The sequence below is a fragment of the Herbaspirillum autotrophicum genome (assembly GCF_001189915.1).
GTDB lineage: Bacteria > Pseudomonadota > Gammaproteobacteria > Burkholderiales > Burkholderiaceae_D > Herbaspirillum > Herbaspirillum autotrophicum.
On sequence record NZ_LFLS01000002.1, the window covers coordinates 1 to 23,447 of the forward strand.

Consider the following 23,447-nt stretch of genomic DNA (forward strand, 5'->3'; position numbering starts at 1 on the left):
TATGCCGCCTCGAATACCGGCGTCGTCGTCGATCTGAACTACACCAACGGTACCGGCACCTCGGGGGGGTATGCGCAAGGCGATACGCTGGTCAATATTCAGGATCTGACCGGCAGCAGCAGCGATGACACCTTCGTCGCCAGCGCGGCATCCAATAACTTCGACGGCGGCGTCAGCATTGCCGGTTCGCATAACCGCGTCAGCTATGCGGCCTCGAATACCGGCGTCACGGTCGATCTGAATTACACCAACGGCACCGGCACCTTCGGCGGTTATGCCGACGGCGATACGCTGACCAATATTCAGGATCTGACCGGCAGCAGCAGTGATGACACCTTCATTGCCAGCGCCGCGTCCAACAAATTTGATGGCGGCATCAGTACCGCCGCTTCGCATAACCGGGTCAGCTATGCGGCCTCGAATGGCGGCGTCACGGTCGATCTGTCACAAACCAATGGCGGCGGCACCTCGGGTGGTTATGCCGCGGGTGACACGCTGATCAATATCCAGGATCTGACCGGCAGTGGCTTCAACGATACGTTTGTTGCCAATGCCGCCGCGAATAATCTGGATGGCGGCGCCGGCAATGACACGGTCAGTTATGCCACGGCCAACAATGGCGTCGGCGTTACGGTCAATTTGTCGACCGGCCTCGGCTCAGGTGCGGCCGGCAGCTGGGCCGTCGGCGATACCTATACCAATATCGAAAACATCATCGGCTCTCAGTACGCCGATATTCTTACCGGCGCCAACAGCGGCGTCTCGGTACTGAACGGCGGTGTGGGCGCCGATACCCTGATTGCGGTGGCGGCCAATCGTGCCAATACCTTTGCCAGTTATGCCGATATCACCGGCTTTACCGCAACCACCGGCGTCACTGTGGATTTGAGTGCCGGTACCGGCAGCGGCGGCTGGGCGCAAGGGGATATCCTGATCAATATCGATAATGTCATCGGTAGTTCCAAGGACGATACGTTCATCGCCAATGCCTACGCCAATATTCTCGATGGCGGCGCCGGCAATGATACGGTCAGTTATGCGGCTGCCAACAATGGCGTTGGCGTCACGGTCAATCTGTCGACCGGCCTTGGCTCTGGTGTGAGCGGCAGCTGGGCCATCGGCGATACGTATGTCAATATCGAAAACATCATCGGCTCCCAGTACGCCGATATCCTGACCGGCGCCAGTGGCGGCAACTCGGTGTTGCGCGGCGGTGGCGGGGCCGATGTCATGACCGGTATCGGCACCGGCAATTACATCAGTTACGCCGGCTCGGCGGCAGCGGTCAGCATCGACTTCAAGAATGGCACCGGCAGCGGCGGTGATGCGCAGGGCGATACGTTCTTCAATATCTGGAATGTCATCGGCAGCAGCAACGACGACACCTTTTATGCCAGCACCCAGGCTAATGTGTTCAATGGCGGGGGCGGTAACGATACGGTGAGCTACATGTATGACACCGCCGGCGTGGTGGTGGACCTGGCCAATATCACGGCGGCCAGCGGTTTGTACGCCCTCGGCGATACCTTCATCAATATCCGCAATGTCACCGGTGGCAGCGGCAACGACATGTTTTACGCTACCACCGATGCCAATGCCTTCATCGGTGGCGGCGGCAGCGACACCGTCAATTATTCGCACTCAACCACCGGCGTGGTGGTCGATCTGTATCACGGCAACAATAATCTCTTCGCCGGTAATGGTGCCTTTGCCGCCGGTGACAGTTATTCGGGCATTCAGAATGTCGTTGGCAGCACGGCCAACGACACTTTTTACGCCAATGCGGCCGCCAATGCCTTTACCGGCGGTGGCGGCAGTGATACGGTCAGTTATAAATATGCCAACAGTGACGGCTTGTCGACCGCGACCGTGATCGCCAATCTGGCGACCCATGCCGGCACCGGCGGCGATGCCGCCGGTGACACGTATTCCGGCATCGCCAACCTGACCGGCAGCGCGTACGTCAACAGTAATCTGACCGGCGATGGCGGCGCCAACATATTGACGGCGCTGGGGTCCAATACCGTCAACCGGCTCGATGGCGGCGGTGCTGCGTCCGGCATGGATTATCTGTATGCCACGGATGGCGGCATGAATACCCTGATCGCCGGCAGCGGCGCCACCACCTTCATGGTCAGCGCCCACAATTCCAGCACGATCGTCAATTACAGCACCGGCACTGCCAATCTGGCGCTTGCCACCGGTGCCGGTGCGGCGGGCACGACGGTATTGCATTTCGACGATCTGGGGGCGCAACTGAATGTCTCCAGTTTTTCCAATCTGGTACATGGCATCACCACACTCGATGTCAGCAGCGGCACCAACACTAATGTTTTGATCAGCGCTGCCGATGTACAACATATGGGCGTCAATAATGTCCTGACGGTAAAATTGTCGAGCAATGAGAGTTTCCAGATTCCGACCACGGATTATTACCGGACATTCTTCAACGGCGACTATGTGTTTTACGATTCGACCTATACCAATCAGATCGCGATCATTCATACGACGCTGACCTGAGACCGCAATACAGCAACATCAGTACCAATGGAATTGCCGGTCACAGGGGTGGCCGGTGAGGTTCCGATGAACACGGAAAACAAGAAAATGAATAGCACTCCGTTGCAGGAAATCGCAGTTTTTTTCAGCGGCATTGATGCTTGGCGCGCGGCTTACCACCGCGCGCATCTGCATTATCTGGCGCGCGAACAGGATGGCCAGTTGCTGATTGTCGTGGCGCGGCTGGTGCTGGACGTGGCGCCGGATGCAGCGGTCGCGGCCGTGCATCGGGCCGGGCCGTTTCAGGCCGGCCATATTGACTTGTCGGCAGCCCTCAATACGATTGAACACAGCGTGACGGCATTGCTGTCGGATGCCGGGCTGACAGTGGCCGGGCACGGTTGTCTGCGCTTGCAGGCGTCCGCCAGCGGCAGCATTCGCTGTTCGGAACCGACGTTTCGGCAAGTCGAAGGCGTCAACAACGTCGCCCGCCGCATGGCGATGACCGCGCTGGGCACCTCGCAGGAAGAGATCGTCGGTCACGATGCCCATTGGACCCTGCGCGGCGGCGAACTGCCATTTGATACCTTGCACGAGCTGGCGCAAGAATATGAGCTGAATCTGGGCGACGGCCGTCATACGCGCCTGAGCATCGAAGCCCACAATGCGGTACGGGTGTTTGCCGGCTCGGCGATTTTTGGCGACAGCGCCAGCCTCGGCATCTGGACCGCCAAAACACTGGACCGCTCGCGCTTGCGTCTCGGCTATCGGATCCTGGCCGACGATCAGGTAGTGCAACGCTACTCGGTGACGGGGTCGGCGCTGCACTGGAGCGAAGCCGGGGTAGCGGCGGTAGGGCGGGTCGACATCCCGATATATCAGGGCGCCAGCGTGCAGTGTTACGCCTCTTACGACGGACGCGCCTATCACCAGCAATGGATTGCGCCGGCGCAGTAGCCGGGCTGAACGAGTGGCCGTCAGCGCCGGCGCGGCTCAGCTTAGATCTTCCCGGATGGTGCGTGCCGCGCTCTGGCATGCACGTCGCTCAACTGCTGTTCCAGCGTTTCGATACGTTGCAACAGATTCAGCGCCAGCGCCAGGCCGTGATTGTCGAGCTGGAAGTCGTCACGCAAGCGGCGCGCGGTTTTCAGTATCACCACATAGTGCAACTGGAATGCCGGCGGTTGCGCTGCGGGCGTGACCGGCACAATGACGCCGCTGTCGACCAGATCTTCAATCTCGGCAATCGACAGCCCGGAGACTTCGGCCAGATAGTCGATACGGCATACCTGATGCTCATTGAGCCAGACGGTTTCGGTAACCTGCGTAGTCATTTGGCAACTCCTTGCTCCAGGTGTTGGCGGGGATTGAATGCGGATGCGCTGGCCAACTGTTCATACAATGCACGTTCAGCGGCGCTGATACTGGCCGGAACTTCTATATTGACGATGGCATACAGGGCGCCGTTGCCGCCGTCGGCAGTCGGCAAGCCACGGTTTTTGAGGCGCAGCTTTTGACCGCTGACAGCGCCGGGACCGACCTTGAGTTCGACCGTGCCGCCCGGTGTCGGTACCCGCACGGTGGCGCCGAGCACGGCTTCCCACGGTGCCAGCGGCAAATCCAGATAGAGGTCGCGACCGCTGACCCGATACAGCGGATGCGTTTGCAGCGCCAGCGCCACGTACAGGTCGCCGGGCCGGCCGCCATCGAAGCCGGGACCACCTTTGCCGGTCAGCCGCAGACGCTGGCCATCGGCGGCGCCTTTCGGAATATTGATGCGAAAGGTGCGCGCCACATGATGCGCCAGACCATTGGCATCGTATTCAGGCAGGTTGGCGCGGACTTCGATTTCACCGCCCTGATAAATCTGTTCCAGCGTCACCGCTGCCGTGATTTCGTAATCCTGGCCCGATTGCGGCATGTGTCGCTGCGCTTGCTGGCCTTGCCGGCTGCGGCCAAATGCGGCAAACAGGTCGGACAGATCAACATCGTCGAAGCCGGAACCATTCATGTTGGCGTGCTGTTGCCATTCCGGCGGCGGCGTGAACTGTTCGCCGGCGGCGTGGTTGCCGAGATTGTCGTAGGCCGCGCGTTTTTCCGGATCTTTCAGCGTGGCGTAGGCTTCCGCCACTTCCTTGAATTTTTCTTCGCCGGCCGGATCCTTGGAAATATCCGGGTGGTACTTGTGCGCCAGCTTGCGATAGGCTTGCTTGATCTCTTTTTCGGTGGCGTCACGGGCGACGCCCATGATGTCGTAATAATCTTTGAATTTCATGTCTGGCCTCTGGTTGACTTGCGGACACAGCCGGAATACGGATCAGGCGCTGGCAGAAATCATTGCGGTTACGTCAGCCAAACGGCAACTCCGGCGGTGCAGGCGATTACATTGGGATCTAGCATACATCAAGTCCTGCAGACGGTCTGTGCTTCACAATGCAGACAGGCCGAAATCGCGCAGGGCGGGCAAGTCCAGCATGCGTACCGATTGATAAGAAATATCGATGATCTTCAGCGCTTCCAGGTTTTTCAGCGCGCGGTTGACGCGCTGGCGCGACAGGCCGGTCAGCAGGCCGATTTCCTTTTGCGACAATTCCAGCACCATTGAAGTCTGCGGATGCAGCACCGGATGAAACAGTTGCGCGATAGCCTGCGCCACGCGGGCATTGACGTCCAGCAGGCGTTCGGCTTGCAGGGTAAAGATGAACAGTCCCATGCGTTCGTTGAGATGATTGATGATGAAGCTGGAAAAGCTCAGACTTTCTTTGAGCAGCGTATGAAATACCTCAGCGGGAATCATCAGCAGTTCGGAGTTGCGAATCGCCACTACGTCGTATTTGCGCAGCTCACGTTTGATGACGCTGCCTTCGCCGCACCATCCCCGGGGCGGAATTCCGCACAAGGTGCAGCTTTCACCGTCGAGGCTGTATACCGAGAGCTTGATCAGACCCTGATGCACGCCGATCCAATGGGTTGACGGCTGCCCGCGATACGCAACGAAGCCGCCCGCGGCGACGGATCGCAGGGACGCACGGCGCCTGACAAGTGCCTGATGGCGCGGCATGAGATCGGTGAACCACGGGTGCATCAGAAGGCATTGGTTGACTTTTCCCATTATGTTGATAACGAACATCTCATGGCGGAAATTTAATCGCGATTTCTGCATGGAGATGTCTCCCGGGTGACAAACTCCCGGGGACACTGGCGGTACCGTAACTGGCCGCATTGCTGTTCATGGCAGTTCATTGTTGTTGTTTATCGGTCTATGGTACGCAGTGCTGACCGGCAGCAGAAACTATTCGGCAGGGATTTGATCTGGATCAGAGATCGCGCGGGCAACATCTGGAAATGTAGCGTCGGTGTGGCGATGGCACGTTGGTACCTCAGAGACTGCGGCCCGTTGCACGGTAGTTGCAGGCGGCGTTCGGACGCTGCTTGCATGAAATCCGCCGTCGATACGACGGTCATGCAGCTTAATCAGAAAAAAATGGGGCGGGGATGCATAATTTGACGGCGATACGGGCAGCGTCAGGAGCGGCTGACGGCGACACCACAAGAATCCGGAGTTGCTGATGCGGCCGACGGCGCAACTGCTGGAAGACATCTTCCAGGAAATCGGACTCAGCGATAAGGAAATCAGGCTACGGAAAGAGTTTCTCGATTTTACGGAAACCGACGTCACCATGCTGGTGCATGCGCATGCCTTACTGGCGATGCACAAATCCGAATTCGCCGACGCCTTTTACGCGCATCTGCTGAAATTCCCGGCCTTGCAGCCGTTTCTGTCCGACAGCGCTACGCTGGCACGGCTGAAGCTGGCGCAGGCGGCTTATTTCGACAGCATGACTGCCGGCGATTACGACATGGATTATGTGCGTCATCGTTTGCTGGTGGGGGTGGTGCATCAGCAGATCGGACTGGACCCGAAATGGTATATCGGGGCCTACCGCAAATACCTGTCGCTGGTGCTGCCGTTGCTGTGGCGGCTGCTGTCGGCGGACATGAACTGTTTTTTCGCCACCTGCGATGCGTTGCTCAAGGTGGCGTGTTTCGACATGGGCCTGGCGTTCGATACCTACGGCAATGCCAGCCGGCAGAGTATTGCGCAGCATAAAAACTATACCGAACACATTGTCAGTTGCCTGCCGAGCGGGGTGATCGTGGCCGACAGCAAATTGCGCGTGTGTCTGATGAATCCGGTGATGCGCCAGATGCTCAGGATGCCTGCCGCGGCGCCGGCCCCGGAAGGGATGCCGCTGGCGGTGTTGCTGCATTCGCAACAGATGCTTGAAATCGCTGCCGAAGTACTGGAAAACGGTGTCGCCCGGCGCGAGCTTGGCATGTCCGCTGCGGGCCGCCAGGCCGGCCGCTTCGATCTGCAATTCAGCTTCGCGCGCAGTGCGCTCGGGGGCGAGCCGCTGGTGGTGGTGATTTGCGAAGATCTGGCGCCGTTGCTGCAAACCAAACTGGCATTGCAGGAAAGCGAAGAGCGGTTCCGGCTCAGCTTCAGCGACGCCGCCGTTGGCATGGCGCATCTGGCGACTGATTGCCGCATGTTGCGCACCAACCGCAAATTGCAGGAGATGCTTGGCTACAGTGCGGCGGAATTGATGCAACTGACATTGCAGGCCATTACCCATCCCGATGACCACGAACCCGACCGCTTGTTGCTGCAACAACTGCTGCATGGCGAGATCCGCGAATATACGCGCGAAAAACGCTATGTCCATAAAAATGGCAGCTACATCTGGGTCAGCGTGGCGGTTTCGTTCATGCGCGACAGTCGCGGCCGGACCCGGTTCATCGCGGTCATTGAAGATGTCTCGCAGCGCAAACAGGTCGAGCATGAAATATTGCATCTGGCCAATCACGACGCCCTGACCGGTTTGCCGAACCGGGCCCTGATGCAGGCGCGTCTGTACGATGTCATCTTGCAGGCTCAGGACCGGGATGGCCAAATCGCGGTGTTGTTTCTCGATCTGGACCGCTTCAAGAATATCAATGACAGCCTCGGCCATCATGTCGGCGACCAGGTCATCATTGAAGCCGGCAAGCGGATTGCCGGCGTCATGCGCACCAGCGATACGGTGGCGCGCCAGGGCGGCGACGAATTCCTGATCTTGCTCGGTGAAGTCACCAGCTTTACTGATGTCGAGACGGTGGCGCGGCGGATTCTGGACGCCATCGCCAGGCCTATGATCTTGCAAGATCATGAGGTATATATCAGCGCCAGCATCGGCATCAGCATGTATCCCAAGGACGGTCGCGATGGCGTGACGCTGATGAAAAATGCCGATACCGCGATGTATCAGGCCAAGCGCTCGGGACGCGGCCGTTATGAATTCTTTGGCGATGAACTGAACGGCCTGGCGCTGGCGCGCTTCAAGCTGGAAGGGGCATTGCGCCATGCGCTGGAACGGCACGAATTCGTGTTGTATTACCAGCCGCAGATTGACATCGTAAGCAACGATATCGTCGGCCTGGAAGCACTGATCCGCTGGCAATCCGGCACCAGTCTGGTGGCACCGGATGAATTCATTCCGCTGGCCGAAGAGAGCGGTCTGATCATTCCGATGGGGGAATGGGTACTGGCTACCGCCTGCCGTCAAATCAAATGCTGGCACGATGCCGGCCGGTCCGATCTGAAAATGTCCGTGAATTTGTCGGGCTGTCAGTTCCGGCAACAGGACATCGTTGAAATGGTGCAGCGTATTCTGAGCGAAACCGGTTGTCCCGCCAGCGCGCTGGTCCTGGAAATTACCGAGAGCGTGGTGATGGACAATCCGCAAGCGACCGCCGAGATTTTGCGTCGGCTCAGCGCCATGGGGGTGGGGCTGGCGATTGACGATTTCGGCACCGGCTATTCGAGCCTGACGTATCTGAAGCGGTTTCCCATCGATACCCTGAAAATCGACCGCAGCTTCATTCGCGATCTGGTGACGGACAACGACGATGCCGCCATCGTCAAGTCGGTGATTGCGCTGGCCCATGCGATGAACCGCAATATCGTGGCAGAAGGCGTGGAAACCGGGGAACAACTCGAGTTCCTGCGCCTGCACGGCTGCAATCAGGCGCAAGGCTATTACTCCGGGAAGCCGTTGCCGGCAAATTTGACGACGCCGATCCTGCTGGCGCAGCGCATGACCATCATCGGTGATTCGTCCGTCACCATGGAGGATTGAATGCGCGCTGGCCGCGCCGTGGTGCGTTACTTTTTTTAACCCGAATGGATGAAGTATGTTTATTGCGAACTGGAAAGTCGGTACCCGTCTGACGCTGGGATTTGGCATCCTGATATTGATTGCGGCAGTCTCCACCGCCGTCGGCATCAGCCGTATGCGCTCCCTCAACGACAGCATTGATCTTATCGTCAATGACCGCCAGCCGAAAGTGGCCCTGGCCAATAAGGTACTGGACGCGATCAATGCCACCGCAATCGGGTTGCGCAATCTGTTGATGACCGACGATCCCGCGAAACTGGCAGCCTTGCATGCCCGTATCGATGCGATTCACAATCAAGCCAGCGCCAGTGTAGCCGAGCTCGGGCGGCGACTGAATACGCCGCGCGGTATTGAAGTGTTTCGCCAGCTGGAAGCGGCACGCGCCGGATATCTGGCAGTACAGACGGAGTATCTGGCATTGGTGACGCAAGGCAAGAAAACCGAAGCAGCAGCTTTTTTGCTGGACCAGGTGACGCCGGCCGAGGAAAAATATCTTGCTCAGGCCAGCAATCTGGCACAGCTCGGCGCCAAACTGATGACGGAAAGCAGCCTGCTGGCGGCGGATCAATATCGGATCGGCGTGGAGCTGATGTTCGGCCTGGCGGCGGCGTCGATGTTGCTGGCGGCGGCGTTTGCGTATTGGGTCACGCGCAGCATTACGGTACCGTTGCGGGCGGCGGTACAGATTGCCAGCACCGTTGCCAGTGGTGATTTGCGCAGTCGTATCGGGGCCCAGAGTGCGGACGAAACCGGCGACCTGATGCGGGCGCTGGCGGCAATGAATCGCAGTCTGACGGAGATCGTACGGCAGGTCCGTGGCGGCACCGATAATATTGCGGCAGCCTCTACCGAGATCGCCAGCGGCAATCTTGATTTGTCTTCCCGTACCGAGCAGCAGGCAGCGTCACTGGAAGAAACCGCGTCCTCGATGGAGCAATTGACGTCGACCGTCAAACAAAATGCCGAGAACGCCCGGCAGGCAAATCAGATGGCGTTGTCGGCGTCCGACGCCGCGCGTCATGGCGGCGCTGTCATCGATAACGTGGTGGCTACCATGTCGGCGATTCACGCCTCCTCGAAGAAGATGGCGGAAATCATCAGCGTGATCGACGGCATTGCCTTTCAAACCAATATTCTGGCCTTGAATGCAGCAGTCGAAGCGGCACGCGCCGGGGAGCAGGGGCGCGGTTTTGCGGTGGTCGCCAGCGAAGTGCGCAATCTGGCGCAACGTTCGTCCAAAGCAGCCCGGGAAATCAAGTTGCTGATCGATGATTCGGCGCGCGAAGTGGCTGCCGGCAATCTGCATGTCAGCGCCGCGGGTGCCACCATGGAAAGCATTGTCACCAGCGTGCGCAAAGTGACCGATATCGTGGCGGAAATCGCCGCCGCCAGCGAAGAGCAGCAATTGGGTATCGGTCAGGCGTATCAGGCGATCACCGCCATGGATGGCGTGACGCAGCAAAATGCAGCCCTGGTGGAGCAAGCTGCTGCCGCCGCTCAATCCTTGCAGGATCAGGCCGCCACATTGCTCAACACGGTCAGCACCTTTACGCTGGAAGCAGAACCACCGGCGCTTGCCGGCGGCCTGCATGCCGTTGCGGTATCGGTTGCAGTATCAGCGTCAACTTCAACCGCGACCGCGCCGCAATTGGCCGCCTGACCGTTACCAGCGATACGTGGCAGTCAGTCTGGCCGTACGCGGATTGCCGTAGATGCAGCAGATATCGTTGTAGCAACCGGAGATGAATTCCTTGTCGAACAGACAATCGACGGCGCCAGTATCTGGCGCGGGTCGGTACCGGGGTTGTTGTGCACGTTCTGTTCTTTGACCAGGCCTGTCGGGCGAGAGGAAAATGCGCCGCTGTCATCGACGGCATCTCCACCAAGAGGCCGCTGCGATTGTCGCCTGATGCGTTGCCGGCAATCAGGCCGCCCGGCGGCTGAAATGAGGCGGCCGCACCAGCCCCAGATGCTCGCGCAGGGTGCTGCCCTGATAGTCGTGGCGGAACAGACCGCGCCGCCGCAGCTCGGGCAACACCAGTTCTATGAAGTCTTGCAGGCCGCCCGGCAATACCGGCGACATGATGTTGAAGCCGTCGGCGCCGCCTTGTTCGAACCATTGCTGTAACTGGTCGGCAATCGACGCCGGCGTGCCGACCACTTGCAAATGTCCGCGTGCCCCGGCCACGCGCAAGTATGTCTGACGGATGGTGAGGTTGTCGCGCCGCGCCAGATCCAGCAATAAACGCTGGCGGCTCTTCATGCCGTTGGTCTCAGGCAATTCAGGCACCGGGCCATCCACCGGGTAACCCGAAAGATCGGCGCCGGTCAGTTGCGACAGCAGCCCCACGCCGACTACCGGGTGAATCAAGTCCTGTAATTTCTGGAATTTTTCTTCCGCTTCGGCCTGGGTCTTTGCGACCACCGGAAAAATGCCCGGCATGATCTTGACCGCATCCGGTGAGCGTCCGGCAGCTTGTGCCCGGGTTTTGATATCGGCGTAAAAGGATTGCGCTTCCTGCAAGGTCTGGTGGGCGATAAAAATCACTTCAGCGGTGCGCGCGGCCAGACTTTTCCCGGCTTCCGATGCACCGGCTTGCACCATGACCGGCTTGCCTTGCGGCGAACGCGATACATTCAGCGGCCCGCGCACCGAAAAATGCGGACCTTTGTGATGCAGGACGTGCAGCTTGTCGGGTTCAAAATAGATGCCGTTTTCCTGATCGCGGACAAAGGTATCGTCTTCCCAGCTATCCCACAAACCACTGACCACGTCATGAAACTCTTCTGCGCGCTGATAGCGATGTTCGTGCAGTGCATGTTGATTCAGACTGAAATTCTCGGATTCGCCATTGCCGCTCGATGTCACCAGATTCCAGCCGGCGCGGCCGCCGCTGATCAGATCCAGTGAGGCGAATTTGCGCGCCACGTTATACGGTTCGTTGAAGGTTGTCGAGGCGGTGCCGATCAGTCCGATTTTTTCGGTGGCGGCAGCCAGCGCCGACAATAATGTCAGCGGTTCGAACTGGTCGGAGCGGGCGGTGCGCGATAACGACGGCAGGTAACTGCCGCGCACGCCGACCGAATCGGCGACGAAGATGGCGTCGAATTTTGCTTGCTCGGCCATTTTTGCCAGCGCCACATAATGCCGGAAATTGCTGCCGGCATCGGCTTGCGCATCGGGATGACGCCAGGCGGCGATGTGATGCCCGGTCGCCATCAAAAAAGCACCGAGGCTAAGTTGTTGTTTGCGAGATGTCATGAACGGCAAGCTCCTGAGACTGGTAAAGAAACGTTGGTGATGGTGTTGCCGCCCGGGCTGGCGGGTGCTTAGCGGTGGCGGCGCAGATATTGCACAAAGCGGTCGCCAAAGGTTTGCGAGCCGGTGACCAGCACAAACAGCAGCGCCACCACGTACAACATGATGGCGGTGTCGTAGCGCTGATAGCCGTAGCGGATTGCGAGGTCGCCCAGACCGCCGGCGCCGAGTGCGCCGGCCATGGCCGAGGTGTTGAACAGCGCGACGATGGAAATCGTCATGCCGGCGGCAATTCCCGGAAAGGCTTCCGGCAACAGCACATGGCGCACGATGTGCCAGCGACCGCACCCCATTGCCTGCGCGGCTTCAATCAGGCCGCCATTGACTTCGCGCAGGCTGATTTCCGTAATGCGGGCGAAGTAGGGCGTAATGCCGATGGTCAGCGGAATGATCGCCGCCGGTACGCCGATGGCGGAGCCGATCAGCAGCCGCGTCACCGGGATGAACAAGATCAGCATGATGATGAACGGCGTGGCGCGGACGCCGTCGACGACAGTGGCAAGCAGGCGATACACGCGTGGCGAAGGTTCGATGCCGCGCGGCGACGTGACTACCAGCAATACCGCGAGCGGCAAACCGATCAGAAACGCAATCACGGCCGAGACGCTGACCATGGTGAGCGTCTCCAAGAATGCTTGCAGGAATTTTTCAAACAAGGGACTGGACATAGCCGATGATCTCCGGAACAGGTAATTCTTTATCTTGATGCGCTGCTGCATTGAAATCCGGCTGCCAGGCGCCGGGGACGGTAATCAGCAAGCGGCCATACAGATAGCCCTGGACGTTTTCGACATTGCCGTGCAGCACTTGCGCGCCGGGGCCGGCCAGTTGGTGCAACTGCGTCAGATCCAGCTGACCGGACGGATTGCCGGTATAACGCAAGCTGACGACAGTACGGTAAGGCGCAGCCGGCGGCGTTGCCAGCAAGCGACTGCCAAGATTGGCCGGCAACGTTTGCAGCGCGGGATTGAGCAGGGAGGCGGTCACCGGATGCCGCGGATCGCCGAGAACGGTCCACACTTCTCCCTGCTCCACTATCTGGCCGCGGTCCAGTACGGCGACCCGGTCGCAAATCTCGCGCACCACGTCCAGTTCATGAGTGATCAGAATGATGGTCAGTCCCAGCCGGCGGTTGATGTCGCGCAGCAGGGCCAGGATCGATTGCGTGGTTTCCGGATCAAGTGCGGAAGTTGCCTCATCGCACAGCAACAGATCGGGCGAATGCACCAGCGCGCGGGCAATGCCGACGCGCTGCTTTTGACCGCCGGACAGTTGCGCCGGATACGCGTCGCGTTTGTCAGCCAGCCCAACCAGTTCCAGCAAGGCCGCCACTTTGTCGTCGATCTCGCGCTTGGGCGTTCCCGCCGCCAGCAAGGGCAGGCCGATGTTTTGCGCGACGGTTTTGGCCGACAGCAGGTTGAAGTGCTGAAAGATCATGCCGATCTTGCGTCGCAAGGCACGCAATTGCAAACGGTCCAGCGATGCAATATCGCGGCCGTTGATATGTACCGTGCCGGTGCTGATGCTTTCGAGACGGTTGATGGCGCGGATCAGCGTCGACTTGCCGGCGCCGCTGCGGCCGATCACGCCAAATATCTCGCCGCGCACGATATCGAGCGCGATATCTTTCAGCGCGAAGGCATCACTGCGTTGTCCGGCATACTGTTTGGATACCAGGTCGAAGCGCACCAGCGGCAGCGTGTCGGGTGCAGCGGTGCCGGCTGTTGGCGCCACCGGTAAATGCCTCGCGGCGGCTGCCGATCCGGTGGTGTCAGTGCCGGCCTCAAGCTGGCCGGAATCTGATAGAGCAAAAGTTGTCATGGTAAATAGCAGTCGGTGGTTGAGGCGGTGTTGCTCTGCGGCGCGCAACGGCGTGGCAACACCGTGGGGCCAATATCAGAACGCCGGCGTCATTACATTCTTGAATTTGCTGTCGATCAGTTGTCGCACTTCATCTGATTGGTACGACTTGATCAGTGGCGCGACCCAAGGCTTGTTTTTGTCTGCTTCACGAATCACCAGAATCTGGGTGTAGCGTTTGGTGGTTTCCTTGTTTTCCACTGCCAGTGCGTCGCTGAGTGACAGTTTTGCCAATTGGAATGCCAGGTTGGCATTGACGGCACCGGCATCTACGTCGGGTAGCGAGTTGGCCAGAATCGTGGTGGAAATTTCGATCAATTGCAGTTTTTTCGGATTGGCGACGACATCCAGCACGCTGGCATTGCCTTTGAGCGGATTGAAATCGGCCCGCAATTTGATCAGGCCGTTGTCTTGTAGCGCCAGCAGGGCACGGCTCTGGTTGGCTTCATCGGCAGGGATGGCAAACTTGCCGCCCACCGGAATATCGGCCAGCGTCTTGTGCTTTTTGGAATAGATGGCCAGCGGCACGGTGTAGATGTCGGCGGCCTTGATCAGTTTGTATTTGCGGTTGGCCACTTCGCTGTTGAGAAATACCACGTGCTGATAGGCGTTGGCGCTGATGTCGCCGCCGACCAGTGCTTCATTGGGACTGACGATGCCATCGAATACCACCGGCACAATCTTGAGGCCGTTGCGCGGCGCCGCCTTGGCGGCAGCTTCCGTGACTTGCTCGAACGGACCGCCGAGCGTGCCGACGCGTACCGCAGCAGGATCGGCGGCCAGCGCCTGCGCGCTGACGCCAGTCAGCAGCAGGGTGGAAAGGGTGGTGACCAGCAAAGCGTGCAAAGGTTTTTTCATGTAGTTTCCCCGAAAATGTATAGATGAAATTGAACGACGTTGAGTAAAAAAATAAATGAACAGGCGACCAGAAATCCGGCGCTGACGTCGTTGCCGTCGCGCAGCGCATGCGATGTCAGAAGATGGTCCGTTTCAGGTAGCGTTGAGCGGCGCGTTCTGTTCGAGTGCGAGGCAGCCGGCACCTTCCAGAATCAGATCGTTTTGCGGTTGATGTACGCGGCTGCAAAGCACGTCCCGATAATGTCTTTCGAGCGGATTGTTGCGGGTCAGGCCGTGATTGCCGATCAGACTCAGGGCGCGTTCAACCACCGCAATCGCGTTTTGCGTCACGCTGTATTTGATCAGCGCGGGGTTGAGTGCCGGAGCCACTGCCGGGTTCAACGCGGAAGCGGTCGGTTCGCGCTTGCCGCCAAGATCGCGTTTTGCAGCGGCCAGCAACTGGGCATTGACTTGCAGCCAGGCTTCGATTTCACCGACGGCGTGCCGGAAGCGCGGTACCTGCGCCAGCGACGTCTTCAGATTGCTCGGCCGGCGCTGGTTGATCCATGGCAGCAGCCAGTTCCGCGCGGATCTGGCGACACCGTCGTACAAGGCGGACAGCATGACCGGCAGCCAGGCATTGAGGCCGATGTCCTGGCGTGCCCATTCTTCCGGCGTGCGCAGATCGACGGCATGGTTGTCGGGAATCCAGACATTGTCCAGAATCACATCGTGACTGCCGCTGGCGCGCAGGCCGAGGTGATCCCAGGTCGGTTCGATGCGCACGCCGGGCGCTTGCAACGGCACCAGAAATTCGCCGATCCTGCCATCGCTGGCATCGGTAGTACCCCAGACGATGCCCCAGGTCAGCCCCGGTGCACCGGTGGAATACAGCTTGTGCCCGCTGATGCGCCAGCCGCCTTCGCTTCTGACGGCGAGCGTGGCCGGCCTGCCGCCGCGTACCGGACTGCCTTGTTCCGGTTCGACCCGCAGCGCATTGATCAGCGCACCGTCTTGCACCGCGCGGCGAAATACTTCTTGCCGTACCGCCAGCGGCCAGGTGTCATTAACCACGATGGAGCGATGGTGCAAGGTTTGCATCAGCAACACCAGCGCGGTGGAGGGATCGCCGGCGGCGATCAGGCCGATGACATCCACCACGTCAGCGAAATCGGCATCGACGCCGCCCGCCGCCGCTGGCACTGCCAGCGCCAGCAAGCCATGCCGGTGCAGGTCGGCGATGTTGTCATGATTGAAGCTGCCGTCGCGGTCGGCCTGCGGTGCACGCTGCGCCAACTGGTTCACCAGTTGTGCCGCGGCCGCCACCGGGTGCTGTCGGACCTGAGCAAGTGCGGTATGCAAATGGGTGCTGTCGATGGCATTCATGTCAGATTTGCTCCAGCCAAAACAGGGAATTTGTCGTCTTCAAGAGATTCAGTTGCATCGGCATGGGTCTCCTGCTCGATCAATGCCGCCAGTGCCAATGCGGTTGCGGTAGCGCCCGTCAGTTGTTCCGGAATCGAATTGGATTCCCACACCGCGCCGCGCAGCGGATGGCCGACGGCAAACAGCTGCCGGGAAGCGCGGCCATCGCGGCCGATGACGGCGCCACTGGCAGGATCGGCAGCAATGCCGAAGCCGGTTTCGTGCGGCTGCACCAGTTGCTGCTTCAGCAAATTGCGGATCAGTGCATCGTCGATCTTGCGCCAGTCGAATTCATAACCTTGCGCATTGACCACGCGATCCACCAGAATGCTGTGGGAGGTGCCGTCGCTGCGCTGAGCCCAGAGCACGTCGATTTTCTGTCCGGGGCCTGACCGTACTGCGGTGATGCGGCCGGTGAGTTGTTGATAGCGGCCGGCGGCAACGATTTTTTCCAGCTTGTAACCGGACTCCGGCGCTGCGCGGTGCAGCGCAATTTCCCAATAGGGTCGCAAATGGCGCAAGAAGCGCTGCCGGTCTTTGAGAGAAGCGTGGGTCCAGAGTTGTGGCAAATGCGGACGGACTGCACCGGGCAGGCGTTGCCAGTTATGACCGCCGGCACGGATCGCATGCCGCGCCGCTTGCACCTGACGCAACAGCGCGCGCAGTGTGCGGGGCAGATTGTCCGGCGCCAATACGTCGGGCCACGGGTCGGCATCTTCGCGGCGTTTGACCTGCAGGCCACGACGCGAAATGCTGAAGTAATTTCCGTTAAAACCGTGTTTTTCGGCATTCAGCATCGCATCGAGCGCAGTCAGGCTGGAGCCGATCAGCAACAGGCTGCTGTCCGCGCGCACCGCCCGCCAGGCGTCATCACGCCAGACATCGTCAATCAGGCGCGGATCGTGTTGCAATTCCGGTGCAATGGTGAATGTGCTGGCGGCATCGGCACGAAACAGGCCGGTCGCCAGCACCACTTTGTCGGCGTTCCACGTGTCGCCGCTGGCAGCGGTAATCAGATAGCCCCGGTTGCTTTCCTGGAGATCGGTTACCCGATCTTTCACTTTCTCGATGTGGACGCGACGCGCATCCTGCAGCAACGCCGCTTGCAAGGTCGCTTGCACGTAGATGCCGAAAATCCAGCGCGGCGGAAAGCTGTTGTCGAATGCCACGCCGGCCGGTGGTTGCCAGCCATACTGTGCCGCGTGTTGCGCCAGCCATGTAGCCAGATGCCCCGGGTTTTCCGGATACAAGCCGAACATGCGCGCCGGACCGTTGATCAGATGATCGTTGTTGCGGGTACTGTAAGCGATGCCGCGCCCCAGTTCATGCGTGCTTTCAAAGATGATCAGATGCAGCGGCCGGGTGCAGGCCTCGATCAGCTTGAGCGCCGTCACTGCGCCGGCAAAGCCGCCGCCGATGATGGCAATGCGTTGACGTGAGATGGTTGTCATGGTGATGAAATCCGGAAGATGATTTGTCTGAATTGATTTGAATAATAAGACAGACAGACCTGTCTTGTTAGTCTATTTTCTGATATCGTTATGACGTTATTGCCGCGCCGGAAAAATGCATCAGCCGACTGTCGCAAGTACAATCAACAGCATTTCCCGATGATGACGAATCATCAGATTTCATTTACGAAAGTTCTCATTTCCATGCGTGAGCATATTTTGGAAACCGCAGCCGGCCTGTTCTACCGCGAAGGATTGCGCAGCGTCGGAGTGGATCGCATCATTGCCGATGCCGGTATCGCCAAGGCAACCTTGTATCGGCATTTCGCGACCAAGGAGCAGCTGATCGTGGTCTATCTCAAGAGCCGGCACGACATTACACTGGCAGCCATGAGCGCGGCGATCCACAAGGCAGGAACCGATCCCGTGCAGCGTGTCTGTGCGCTGTACGACTGGCTTTACACCAGAGCCAATGCAGAATTTCGTGGCTGTGCCTTTTTGCTGGCGGTGGCCGAACATGGCGATGCCGAGGCAGTCCGGGAGGTGGTGCGCGAGCATAAGGATGCGGTGCGGCTGATGTTCGAAGCGGCGTTGGAGGGTGTCAGGAAACCGGTACTGCAAGAATTGCCGGAACAACTGGCGTTGCTCTACGACGGCGCTCTGGCGACGATCATGGTGCGACGCCGTCCCGATGCCGCCCGTCTGGCCCGCAAGAGCGCATGTCTGCTGATGGAGCTGTATCTGGCGGCACCCAAGAAGCGCGCCGTGCGCAGTGCAGTGGCCTAGTGCGTCATGGCCGGCGCCCGGACCTCGGTTACGCGTTGGCGCGACATTCCAGAAACTGCACCGGTGCACCGCGAGGTGCGCCCGTCAACTGTTCATCACGCACCACGAATTGCCCGCGCAACACGGTCGCTACCGGCCAGCCGGTGACCTGCATGCCGTCATAGGGCGTCCAGTTGGAAATGCTGGCGATCCAGCGATTGGAAATGGTGCGGCGGGCGGCCAGGTCAACCACCGTCAGATCGGCATCGTAACCAAGCGCGATGCGGCCTTTGCCTTGGATGCCGAACACCCGTGCCGGGCCGGTGCTGGTCAGTTCCACCAGTCGTTGCAGACTGAGGCGGCCGGCATGCACGTGTTCCAGCATCACCGGCAGCAAGGTTTGCACACCCGGCATGCCGCTCGGCGAGTGCGGATACGAGGCGGCCTTTTCCTGCAAGGTATGGGGAGCGTGATCGCTGCCGATGACATCCACCAGACCATCGCGCACCGCCTGCCATAAGGCCTCGCGATGCTCGGCGGAACGGATCGGCGGATTCATTTGCGCCAGCGTGCCGAGTCGTTCATAACAATCGGGGGCGGCCATGGTCAGGTGATGCGGAAGAACTTCGATCGTGACGCGCTCTTTGTGGGCGGCCAGAAATGCCATTTCCTGCGCGCTCGATATATGCAGCAAATGCAGACGACGCTGATGCTTGCGCGCCAGCGCCACGATCCGTCTGGTTGCCAGCAAGGCACTGTCGACATCGCGCCAATGCGGATGAGATCGTACATCTTTGCTTTGCTCGGCCAGATGCTTGCGCTGTTGCAGGCGCAAATCATCTTCCGCATGTACCGCCACGCGGCGCCTGCCGCAGCGCAGAATGTCGTCGAGCACATGATCTTCGCTGGCCAGCAGGGCGCCGAAGGAACTGCCCATGAAGACCTTGACGCCGGCACAGCCGGGCAGCATTTCCAGCGCGGCAAGGTGTTCGGCATTTGCGGCCGAACCGCCGACATAAAAGGCGTGATCGCACCACGCATGGCCGGCAGCGCGTTGCAGTTTGTTGTCGATATCAACGCTGGTCAGGGTCAGCGGATCGGTATTGGGCATTTCAAAGATGGCGGTGACGCCGCCGAGTACCGCGCCACGGGTGCCGGCCTCGATATCTTCTTTATGCGTCAGGCCCGGATCGCGAAAATGCACCTGACTGTCAATCACCCCCGGCAGGATATCCAGACCGGCGAGCTGGACGACTTCATCTGCGCTCCAGTCAGCGGCATCGAATGCCACGATTTTTCCGTGCAGACAAACGAGATCACTATGTTGCGGCCCGGCCGGCGTCCACACCCGGGCGCCACGCAGAATGATGTCGGCGTGGCGGGTGCGCAGTTTGTCGCTGATGTCTTGCGGCGGAATCATGGCAGGCTTTCCGCCGCCGGCATCAGTGTGCCGAACTGCTTGAACGTTTCGCTGATCACGATCGGCTTGAGATCCTGCGTGATGAAAACGATGCGGGAACGGTGATCCGGCGATGGCCACGTTTCCAGAAATACAGGTGGATGGAAAATGTGCTGGACGCCGTGAATCACGACCGGACCCGGCTCTCCTTTGACGTTGATGAGTCCTTTGACGCGCAGCATCTTTTCGCCCCTGAGCATGGTCAGCGTGCCGATCCATTGTTCGAACACATCGCCCGTAACCGGCTCGTCAATGACATAGCAAAATGCCTGAATGCGGTCATTGTGGCGGTTGATGTCGTTATGCTTGCCGCGTGACAGATAGTTGAGACGATACGGCGCGCGCGATGCCGATACCAGGGTATAGGCTTCCTGTTGCAGCCAGCGCTGTACATTGGCTGACTTGGTGGTGGTGTCGAACAGCCCCAGATTGAGAATGCTGGCCGGATTCAGGTCGCCGTTGCTGACGCTGATCTGCGGTGCGGCAGGATTGATTTCGAGCAAGCGCTGCTGCAGTCCGGCTACGGCATCGGTGGTCGCGACGTCGGTCTTGGTCAGCAGCAGACGATCCGCCACGGCAATCTGTTTGACCGACTCCGGATGCGCATCCAGGGTGGCGTTGCCGCTGGCAGCATCGACAGTGGTGATGATGCCGTCCAGCTTGTAATGTCCGGCAATGAACGTGTCGGTGATCAGCGTATGCAGAATCGGTGCCGGATCGGCCAGCCCGGTGGTCTCGATCAGCACCCGGTCAAACTGGCATATGCCGTCGCGTGCAAAGCGCCACGTGATATCGCGCAAGGTGTTGGCCAGATCTTTGCGGATGGTGCAGCACATGCAACCGCTGCTCATCTCGACGATCAGGTCTTCCTCGCTGTTGGTGACCAGCAAATGGTCGAGCCCGATTTCGCCGAACTCGTTGATGATGATCAGCGTTCTGTGCAGGTCGGGATGCCGCACCAGTCGGTTCAGCAAGGTGGTCTTGCCGCTGCCGAGAAAACCGGTCAGCAAGGTAACGGGGATCAGATCCATAAGGCCTCAGCCGACTGACGGTTTGAATGAAGAAACCTGCGCAATTGCGTCATGCGGATGCAGGCTTTCCAGGTGCCGGACGTTGACGGCGGATTGCGGGAAGTGCGCTTGCAACGCGTGTTGCACTTTGCGCGCCGCGTCTTCGACATACATCAGGTTGGCGCCGTTGAGGCGGGCGAATGCCTGCTCATCGGCGCGTTTGACGGCGGTCTGTACCGGCGTCGCGAGTGTGTTCTCGACCAGATCGATCAGGCTGACGATGTCGAAATTCAACGCGTCACCGGCGAGGCTGACTTGTGCCTCGGCGAGGCTGCGTTGGCTGTGGGGCGTGGCAAAGGTCGCGTGCCGGTCCAGCCAGGCCGCTGCGTCTTGCCGCGAAACCTGTTGCTGCGCCGCGAAATCGGCATTGAATTTTTCTTGTACCACTTGACGCGCCAGCGCAGCGGAGCAGGGGCAGGTGGAGGAATAGAGCACGGCAACCCCGAGTTGCAAGTGCATCTGATCATCTTGCCAGAGCGCATTGATGGTCACCGGATACGTCTTCCAGCCGTGCAATTCCGGCGTGATCAGTGCCGCTCGCTGGCGCAGCAGCGCAAAGCGGATGGCGAGGCGGGCACGGCTGGATTGACAATCGGCATGGCTGGCGACCATCGCCCGCAAGACATCGCCGATGGCGGCCGGTGTCAGCACTTGTGGTGCGGCCATATGGTCCAGCAGACGATACAGGCGCGACATGTGAATGCCTTTGATGGCCGGATCCGGCAAGTCGACTTCGGCATCGACACTGGCGGCCAAGGAAAATGGGCTATCGGCAGCGGGCCGCAGCGGCAGATCGATACCTTGCATGCCGACCCAGTCAAGACGGGATGGAATCGCGGCGGGTTCATTTGAAGCAACATCAGGCAGTGCGGGAAGTCGTGAGTTCATCGCGGTTCAGTCCCAGGTTGGAAACGGATCGGGCAGCTTGACCCAGCCCAGCGGTCCTGACGCCATTTCGGCATCACTGAGCAAGCAGTTATCGAGTGCCGAGCGCAATTGGTCTTGCGGCATGTCGATCCCGATCAGTACCAGCTCCTGACGGGCATCGCCGACGTGCAAGTCCCAGTTTTGCATGATGAATTCGGTGGTCTCGGCATCCTCCGGCCATTCTTCGCGCGGCACGGCGGCCCACCATTTTCCGGCCAGGCCGTGCCGGCATACGGCGCCGGCTTGCGACCAGGAGCCGGCTTCGGTCGGTCGGCTGGCCAGCCAGAAGAAGCCTTTGGAACGGATCACGCCTTGCCACTCGGTATTGATCAGCGCAAAGAAACGTTGCGGGTGGAACGGCCGCCGCGCCCGATAGACAAAGCTGGCGATGTTGTATTCCTCGGATTCCGGAACATGTTCGCCGCGCAGTTCCTGCAACCAGCCGGGGGCTTTTTGGGCTTCTTCGAAATCGAACAGGCCGGTATCGAGTACTTTATCCAGCGCCACTTTGCCGAAGCTGGAGGCCTCGATGCGCGCGCGTGGATTGAGGCCGCGCAAGATGGCATGCAAATGTTTGTGTTGCTGACCGGTAATCAGATCCAGCTTGTTCAAAATGATCACGTCGCAGAATTCAATCTGTTCAATCAGCAAATCGACCACGGTGCGCTGATCTTCTTCGCCCAGCGATTCGCCGCGTTCGCCGAGACTGTCTTGCGAGCTGTAATCGCGCAGGAAATTGAAGGCGTCGACTACCGTCACCATGGTATCGAGTCGCGCTACATCAGAAAGACTGACGCCATCTTCATCGGTAAAGGTGAATGTTTCAGCGACTGGCAGCGGCTCTGAAATGCCGGTGGACTCAATTACCAATTGATCGAATTTACCTTCGCGCGCCATCTTGCCGACCTCGATCAGCAAATCCTCACGCAAGGTGCAGCAAATGCAACCGTTGCTCATCTCGACCAGCTTTTCATCCGTCCGCGACAGCGCCGAGCCACCGTCACGGACCAGCGCGACGTCGATATTGACCTCCGACATATCGTTGACGATCACCGCCACGCGCCGGCCTTCGCGATTGTTCAGGATGTGATTGAGCAGGGTGGTTTTCCCGGCCCCGAGAAAACCGGACAGCACCGTTACCGGAAGTTTGTTGGCGACTTGTAAATTCATATTGGCTCTCGCTTGATATCGATGGCAGCTATTGCAGATTGACGCGGCGTCATTACCGCGCCTGCGTAAATACAGGGTTGATTGATAAGCGTTGCCGGACAGGTCGGAACTGTTGGAGCGTTCACGGTGTCGTCGTTATTTGCAACAAGGTTGCATAATATACGTAAATGCAACTCGGTTGCGTAAAAAATTTGTGACGTTGCATATGCCGATTGCAGGCGCATTGGCGGCGTGCAGTCATGTTCTGCGGCGTTACAGGCTGAGTAACGATACTGAAATGGATAGCAGCAGGTATGGCAAATGTCGCAGCAATGATCAGGTCAGATGTCTGATGTCGGGCGTGCACCGGCAAGAAAGGCGGATTGACGAGCCAGAGAAAAAGGAGGGGATAGTGCCGTGCGGGATGTTGGCGGCGACGGCGTGAATGCCGTCGTCGTCTGCATCATT

The 23,447-nt window shown here is 59.3% G+C and carries 18 protein-coding genes; 5 read left to right on the top strand and 13 right to left on the bottom strand.

The window, feature by feature from the left end:
- The first annotated feature begins 513 nt into the window (after window positions 1-513).
- Window positions 514-2,520: a beta strand repeat-containing protein gene (locus tag AKL27_RS28080; protein ID WP_408609749.1), complete on the top strand. Its 2,007-nt coding sequence runs from the start codon at window positions 514-516 to the stop codon at window positions 2,518-2,520.
- Window positions 2,521-2,607: 87 nt separating this feature from the next.
- A complete protein-coding gene (locus AKL27_RS01495; protein ID WP_157056747.1) occupies window positions 2,608-3,456 on the top strand; it encodes a hypothetical protein in 849 nt (282 codons plus the stop codon).
- 41 nt (window positions 3,457-3,497) lie between these two features.
- Here AKL27_RS01495 and AKL27_RS01500 read toward each other — a convergent pair whose 3' ends face one another.
- The 3 genes from AKL27_RS01500 to AKL27_RS01510 form a co-directional block, all read right to left on the bottom strand.
- Entirely contained in the window at window positions 3,498-3,833 is a 336-nt protein-coding gene (locus tag AKL27_RS01500) for a chaperone modulator CbpM (RefSeq protein ID WP_050460837.1), read from the bottom strand.
- Complete coding sequence (locus tag AKL27_RS01505) at window positions 3,830-4,774, bottom strand: DnaJ C-terminal domain-containing protein (protein WP_050460838.1); 945 nt, start codon at window positions 4,772-4,774, stop codon at window positions 3,830-3,832. The genes AKL27_RS01500 and AKL27_RS01505 overlap by 4 nt, the downstream gene beginning before the upstream one ends.
- 153 nt (window positions 4,775-4,927) lie before the next feature.
- The gene (locus tag AKL27_RS01510) at window positions 4,928-5,629 is read right to left on the bottom strand and encodes a Crp/Fnr family transcriptional regulator (RefSeq protein ID WP_050460839.1); all 702 of its coding nucleotides are present in this window, start codon (window positions 5,627-5,629) and stop codon (window positions 4,928-4,930) included.
- 439 nt (window positions 5,630-6,068) lie between these two features.
- On the opposite strand from AKL27_RS01510, the gene AKL27_RS01515 reads away from it, so the two are divergent.
- Together AKL27_RS01515 and AKL27_RS28585 are read left to right on the top strand one after the other, a co-directional pair.
- The gene (locus AKL27_RS01515) at window positions 6,069-8,678 is read left to right on the top strand and encodes an EAL domain-containing protein (RefSeq protein ID WP_050460840.1); all 2,610 of its coding nucleotides are present in this window, start codon (window positions 6,069-6,071) and stop codon (window positions 8,676-8,678) included.
- Between the two features lie 55 nt (window positions 8,679-8,733).
- Window positions 8,734-10,377: a methyl-accepting chemotaxis protein gene (locus AKL27_RS28585; protein ID WP_050460842.1), complete on the top strand. Its 1,644-nt coding sequence runs from the start codon at window positions 8,734-8,736 to the stop codon at window positions 10,375-10,377.
- A gap of 264 nt (window positions 10,378-10,641) precedes the next feature.
- Here AKL27_RS28585 and AKL27_RS01525 read toward each other — a convergent pair whose 3' ends face one another.
- From AKL27_RS01525 to AKL27_RS01550, 6 genes are all read right to left on the bottom strand, one after another.
- Complete coding sequence (locus tag AKL27_RS01525) at window positions 10,642-11,979, bottom strand: LLM class flavin-dependent oxidoreductase (protein ID WP_050460843.1); 1,338 nt, start codon at window positions 11,977-11,979, stop codon at window positions 10,642-10,644.
- A gap of 68 nt (window positions 11,980-12,047) precedes the next feature.
- Complete coding sequence (locus AKL27_RS01530) at window positions 12,048-12,704, bottom strand: methionine ABC transporter permease (RefSeq protein WP_050460844.1); 657 nt, start codon at window positions 12,702-12,704, stop codon at window positions 12,048-12,050.
- Window positions 12,685-13,857 (bottom strand): methionine ABC transporter ATP-binding protein, encoded by a 1,173-nt coding sequence (locus tag AKL27_RS01535; protein ID WP_083438787.1) that lies wholly within the window; start codon window positions 13,855-13,857, stop codon window positions 12,685-12,687. Before AKL27_RS01535 ends, AKL27_RS01530 begins: the two co-directional genes overlap by 20 nt.
- A 75-nt stretch (window positions 13,858-13,932) precedes the next feature.
- The gene (locus tag AKL27_RS01540; RefSeq protein ID WP_050460845.1) at window positions 13,933-14,754 is read right to left on the bottom strand and encodes a MetQ/NlpA family ABC transporter substrate-binding protein; all 822 of its coding nucleotides are present in this window, start codon (window positions 14,752-14,754) and stop codon (window positions 13,933-13,935) included.
- Window positions 14,755-14,886: 132 nt separating this feature from the next.
- On the bottom strand, window positions 14,887-16,119 hold the full coding sequence (locus tag AKL27_RS01545; protein ID WP_083438788.1) for an acyl-CoA dehydrogenase family protein: 1,233 nt from the start codon (window positions 16,117-16,119) through the stop codon (window positions 14,887-14,889).
- Window positions 16,116-17,609 carry an FAD/NAD(P)-binding protein gene (locus tag AKL27_RS01550; RefSeq protein ID WP_050460846.1) on the bottom strand — a complete coding sequence of 498 codons (1,494 nt, stop codon included), beginning with the start codon at window positions 17,607-17,609 and terminating at the stop codon, window positions 16,116-16,118. Before AKL27_RS01550 ends, AKL27_RS01545 begins: the two co-directional genes overlap by 4 nt.
- A 204-nt stretch (window positions 17,610-17,813) precedes the next feature.
- Between AKL27_RS01550 and AKL27_RS01555 the strand changes: the two genes are divergently transcribed.
- Window positions 17,814-18,395, top strand: coding sequence for a TetR/AcrR family transcriptional regulator (locus AKL27_RS01555; RefSeq protein WP_198155857.1), 582 nt, complete (start codon window positions 17,814-17,816; stop codon window positions 18,393-18,395).
- Between the two features lie 28 nt (window positions 18,396-18,423).
- Here AKL27_RS01555 and AKL27_RS01560 read toward each other — a convergent pair whose 3' ends face one another.
- Genes AKL27_RS01560 through zigA form a run of 4 tightly spaced genes read right to left on the bottom strand, consistent with a single transcriptional unit; the run spans window position 18,424 to window position 23,000 of the window.
- Window positions 18,424-19,794, bottom strand: coding sequence for a dihydroorotase (locus AKL27_RS01560; RefSeq protein WP_050460848.1), 1,371 nt, complete (start codon window positions 19,792-19,794; stop codon window positions 18,424-18,426).
- Window positions 19,791-20,864, bottom strand: a complete 1,074-nt coding sequence (locus tag AKL27_RS01565; protein ID WP_050460849.1) for a CobW family GTP-binding protein — start codon at window positions 20,862-20,864, stop codon at window positions 19,791-19,793. Before AKL27_RS01565 ends, AKL27_RS01560 begins: the two co-directional genes overlap by 4 nt.
- Window positions 20,865-20,870: 6 nt before the next feature.
- A complete protein-coding gene (folE2, locus tag AKL27_RS01570; RefSeq protein ID WP_050460850.1) occupies window positions 20,871-21,791 on the bottom strand; it encodes a GTP cyclohydrolase FolE2 in 921 nt (306 codons plus the stop codon).
- 6 nt (window positions 21,792-21,797) lie between these two features.
- A complete protein-coding gene (gene zigA / locus AKL27_RS01575; protein WP_050460851.1) occupies window positions 21,798-23,000 on the bottom strand; it encodes a zinc metallochaperone GTPase ZigA in 1,203 nt (400 codons plus the stop codon).
- Window positions 23,001-23,447: the final 447 nt, after the last annotated feature.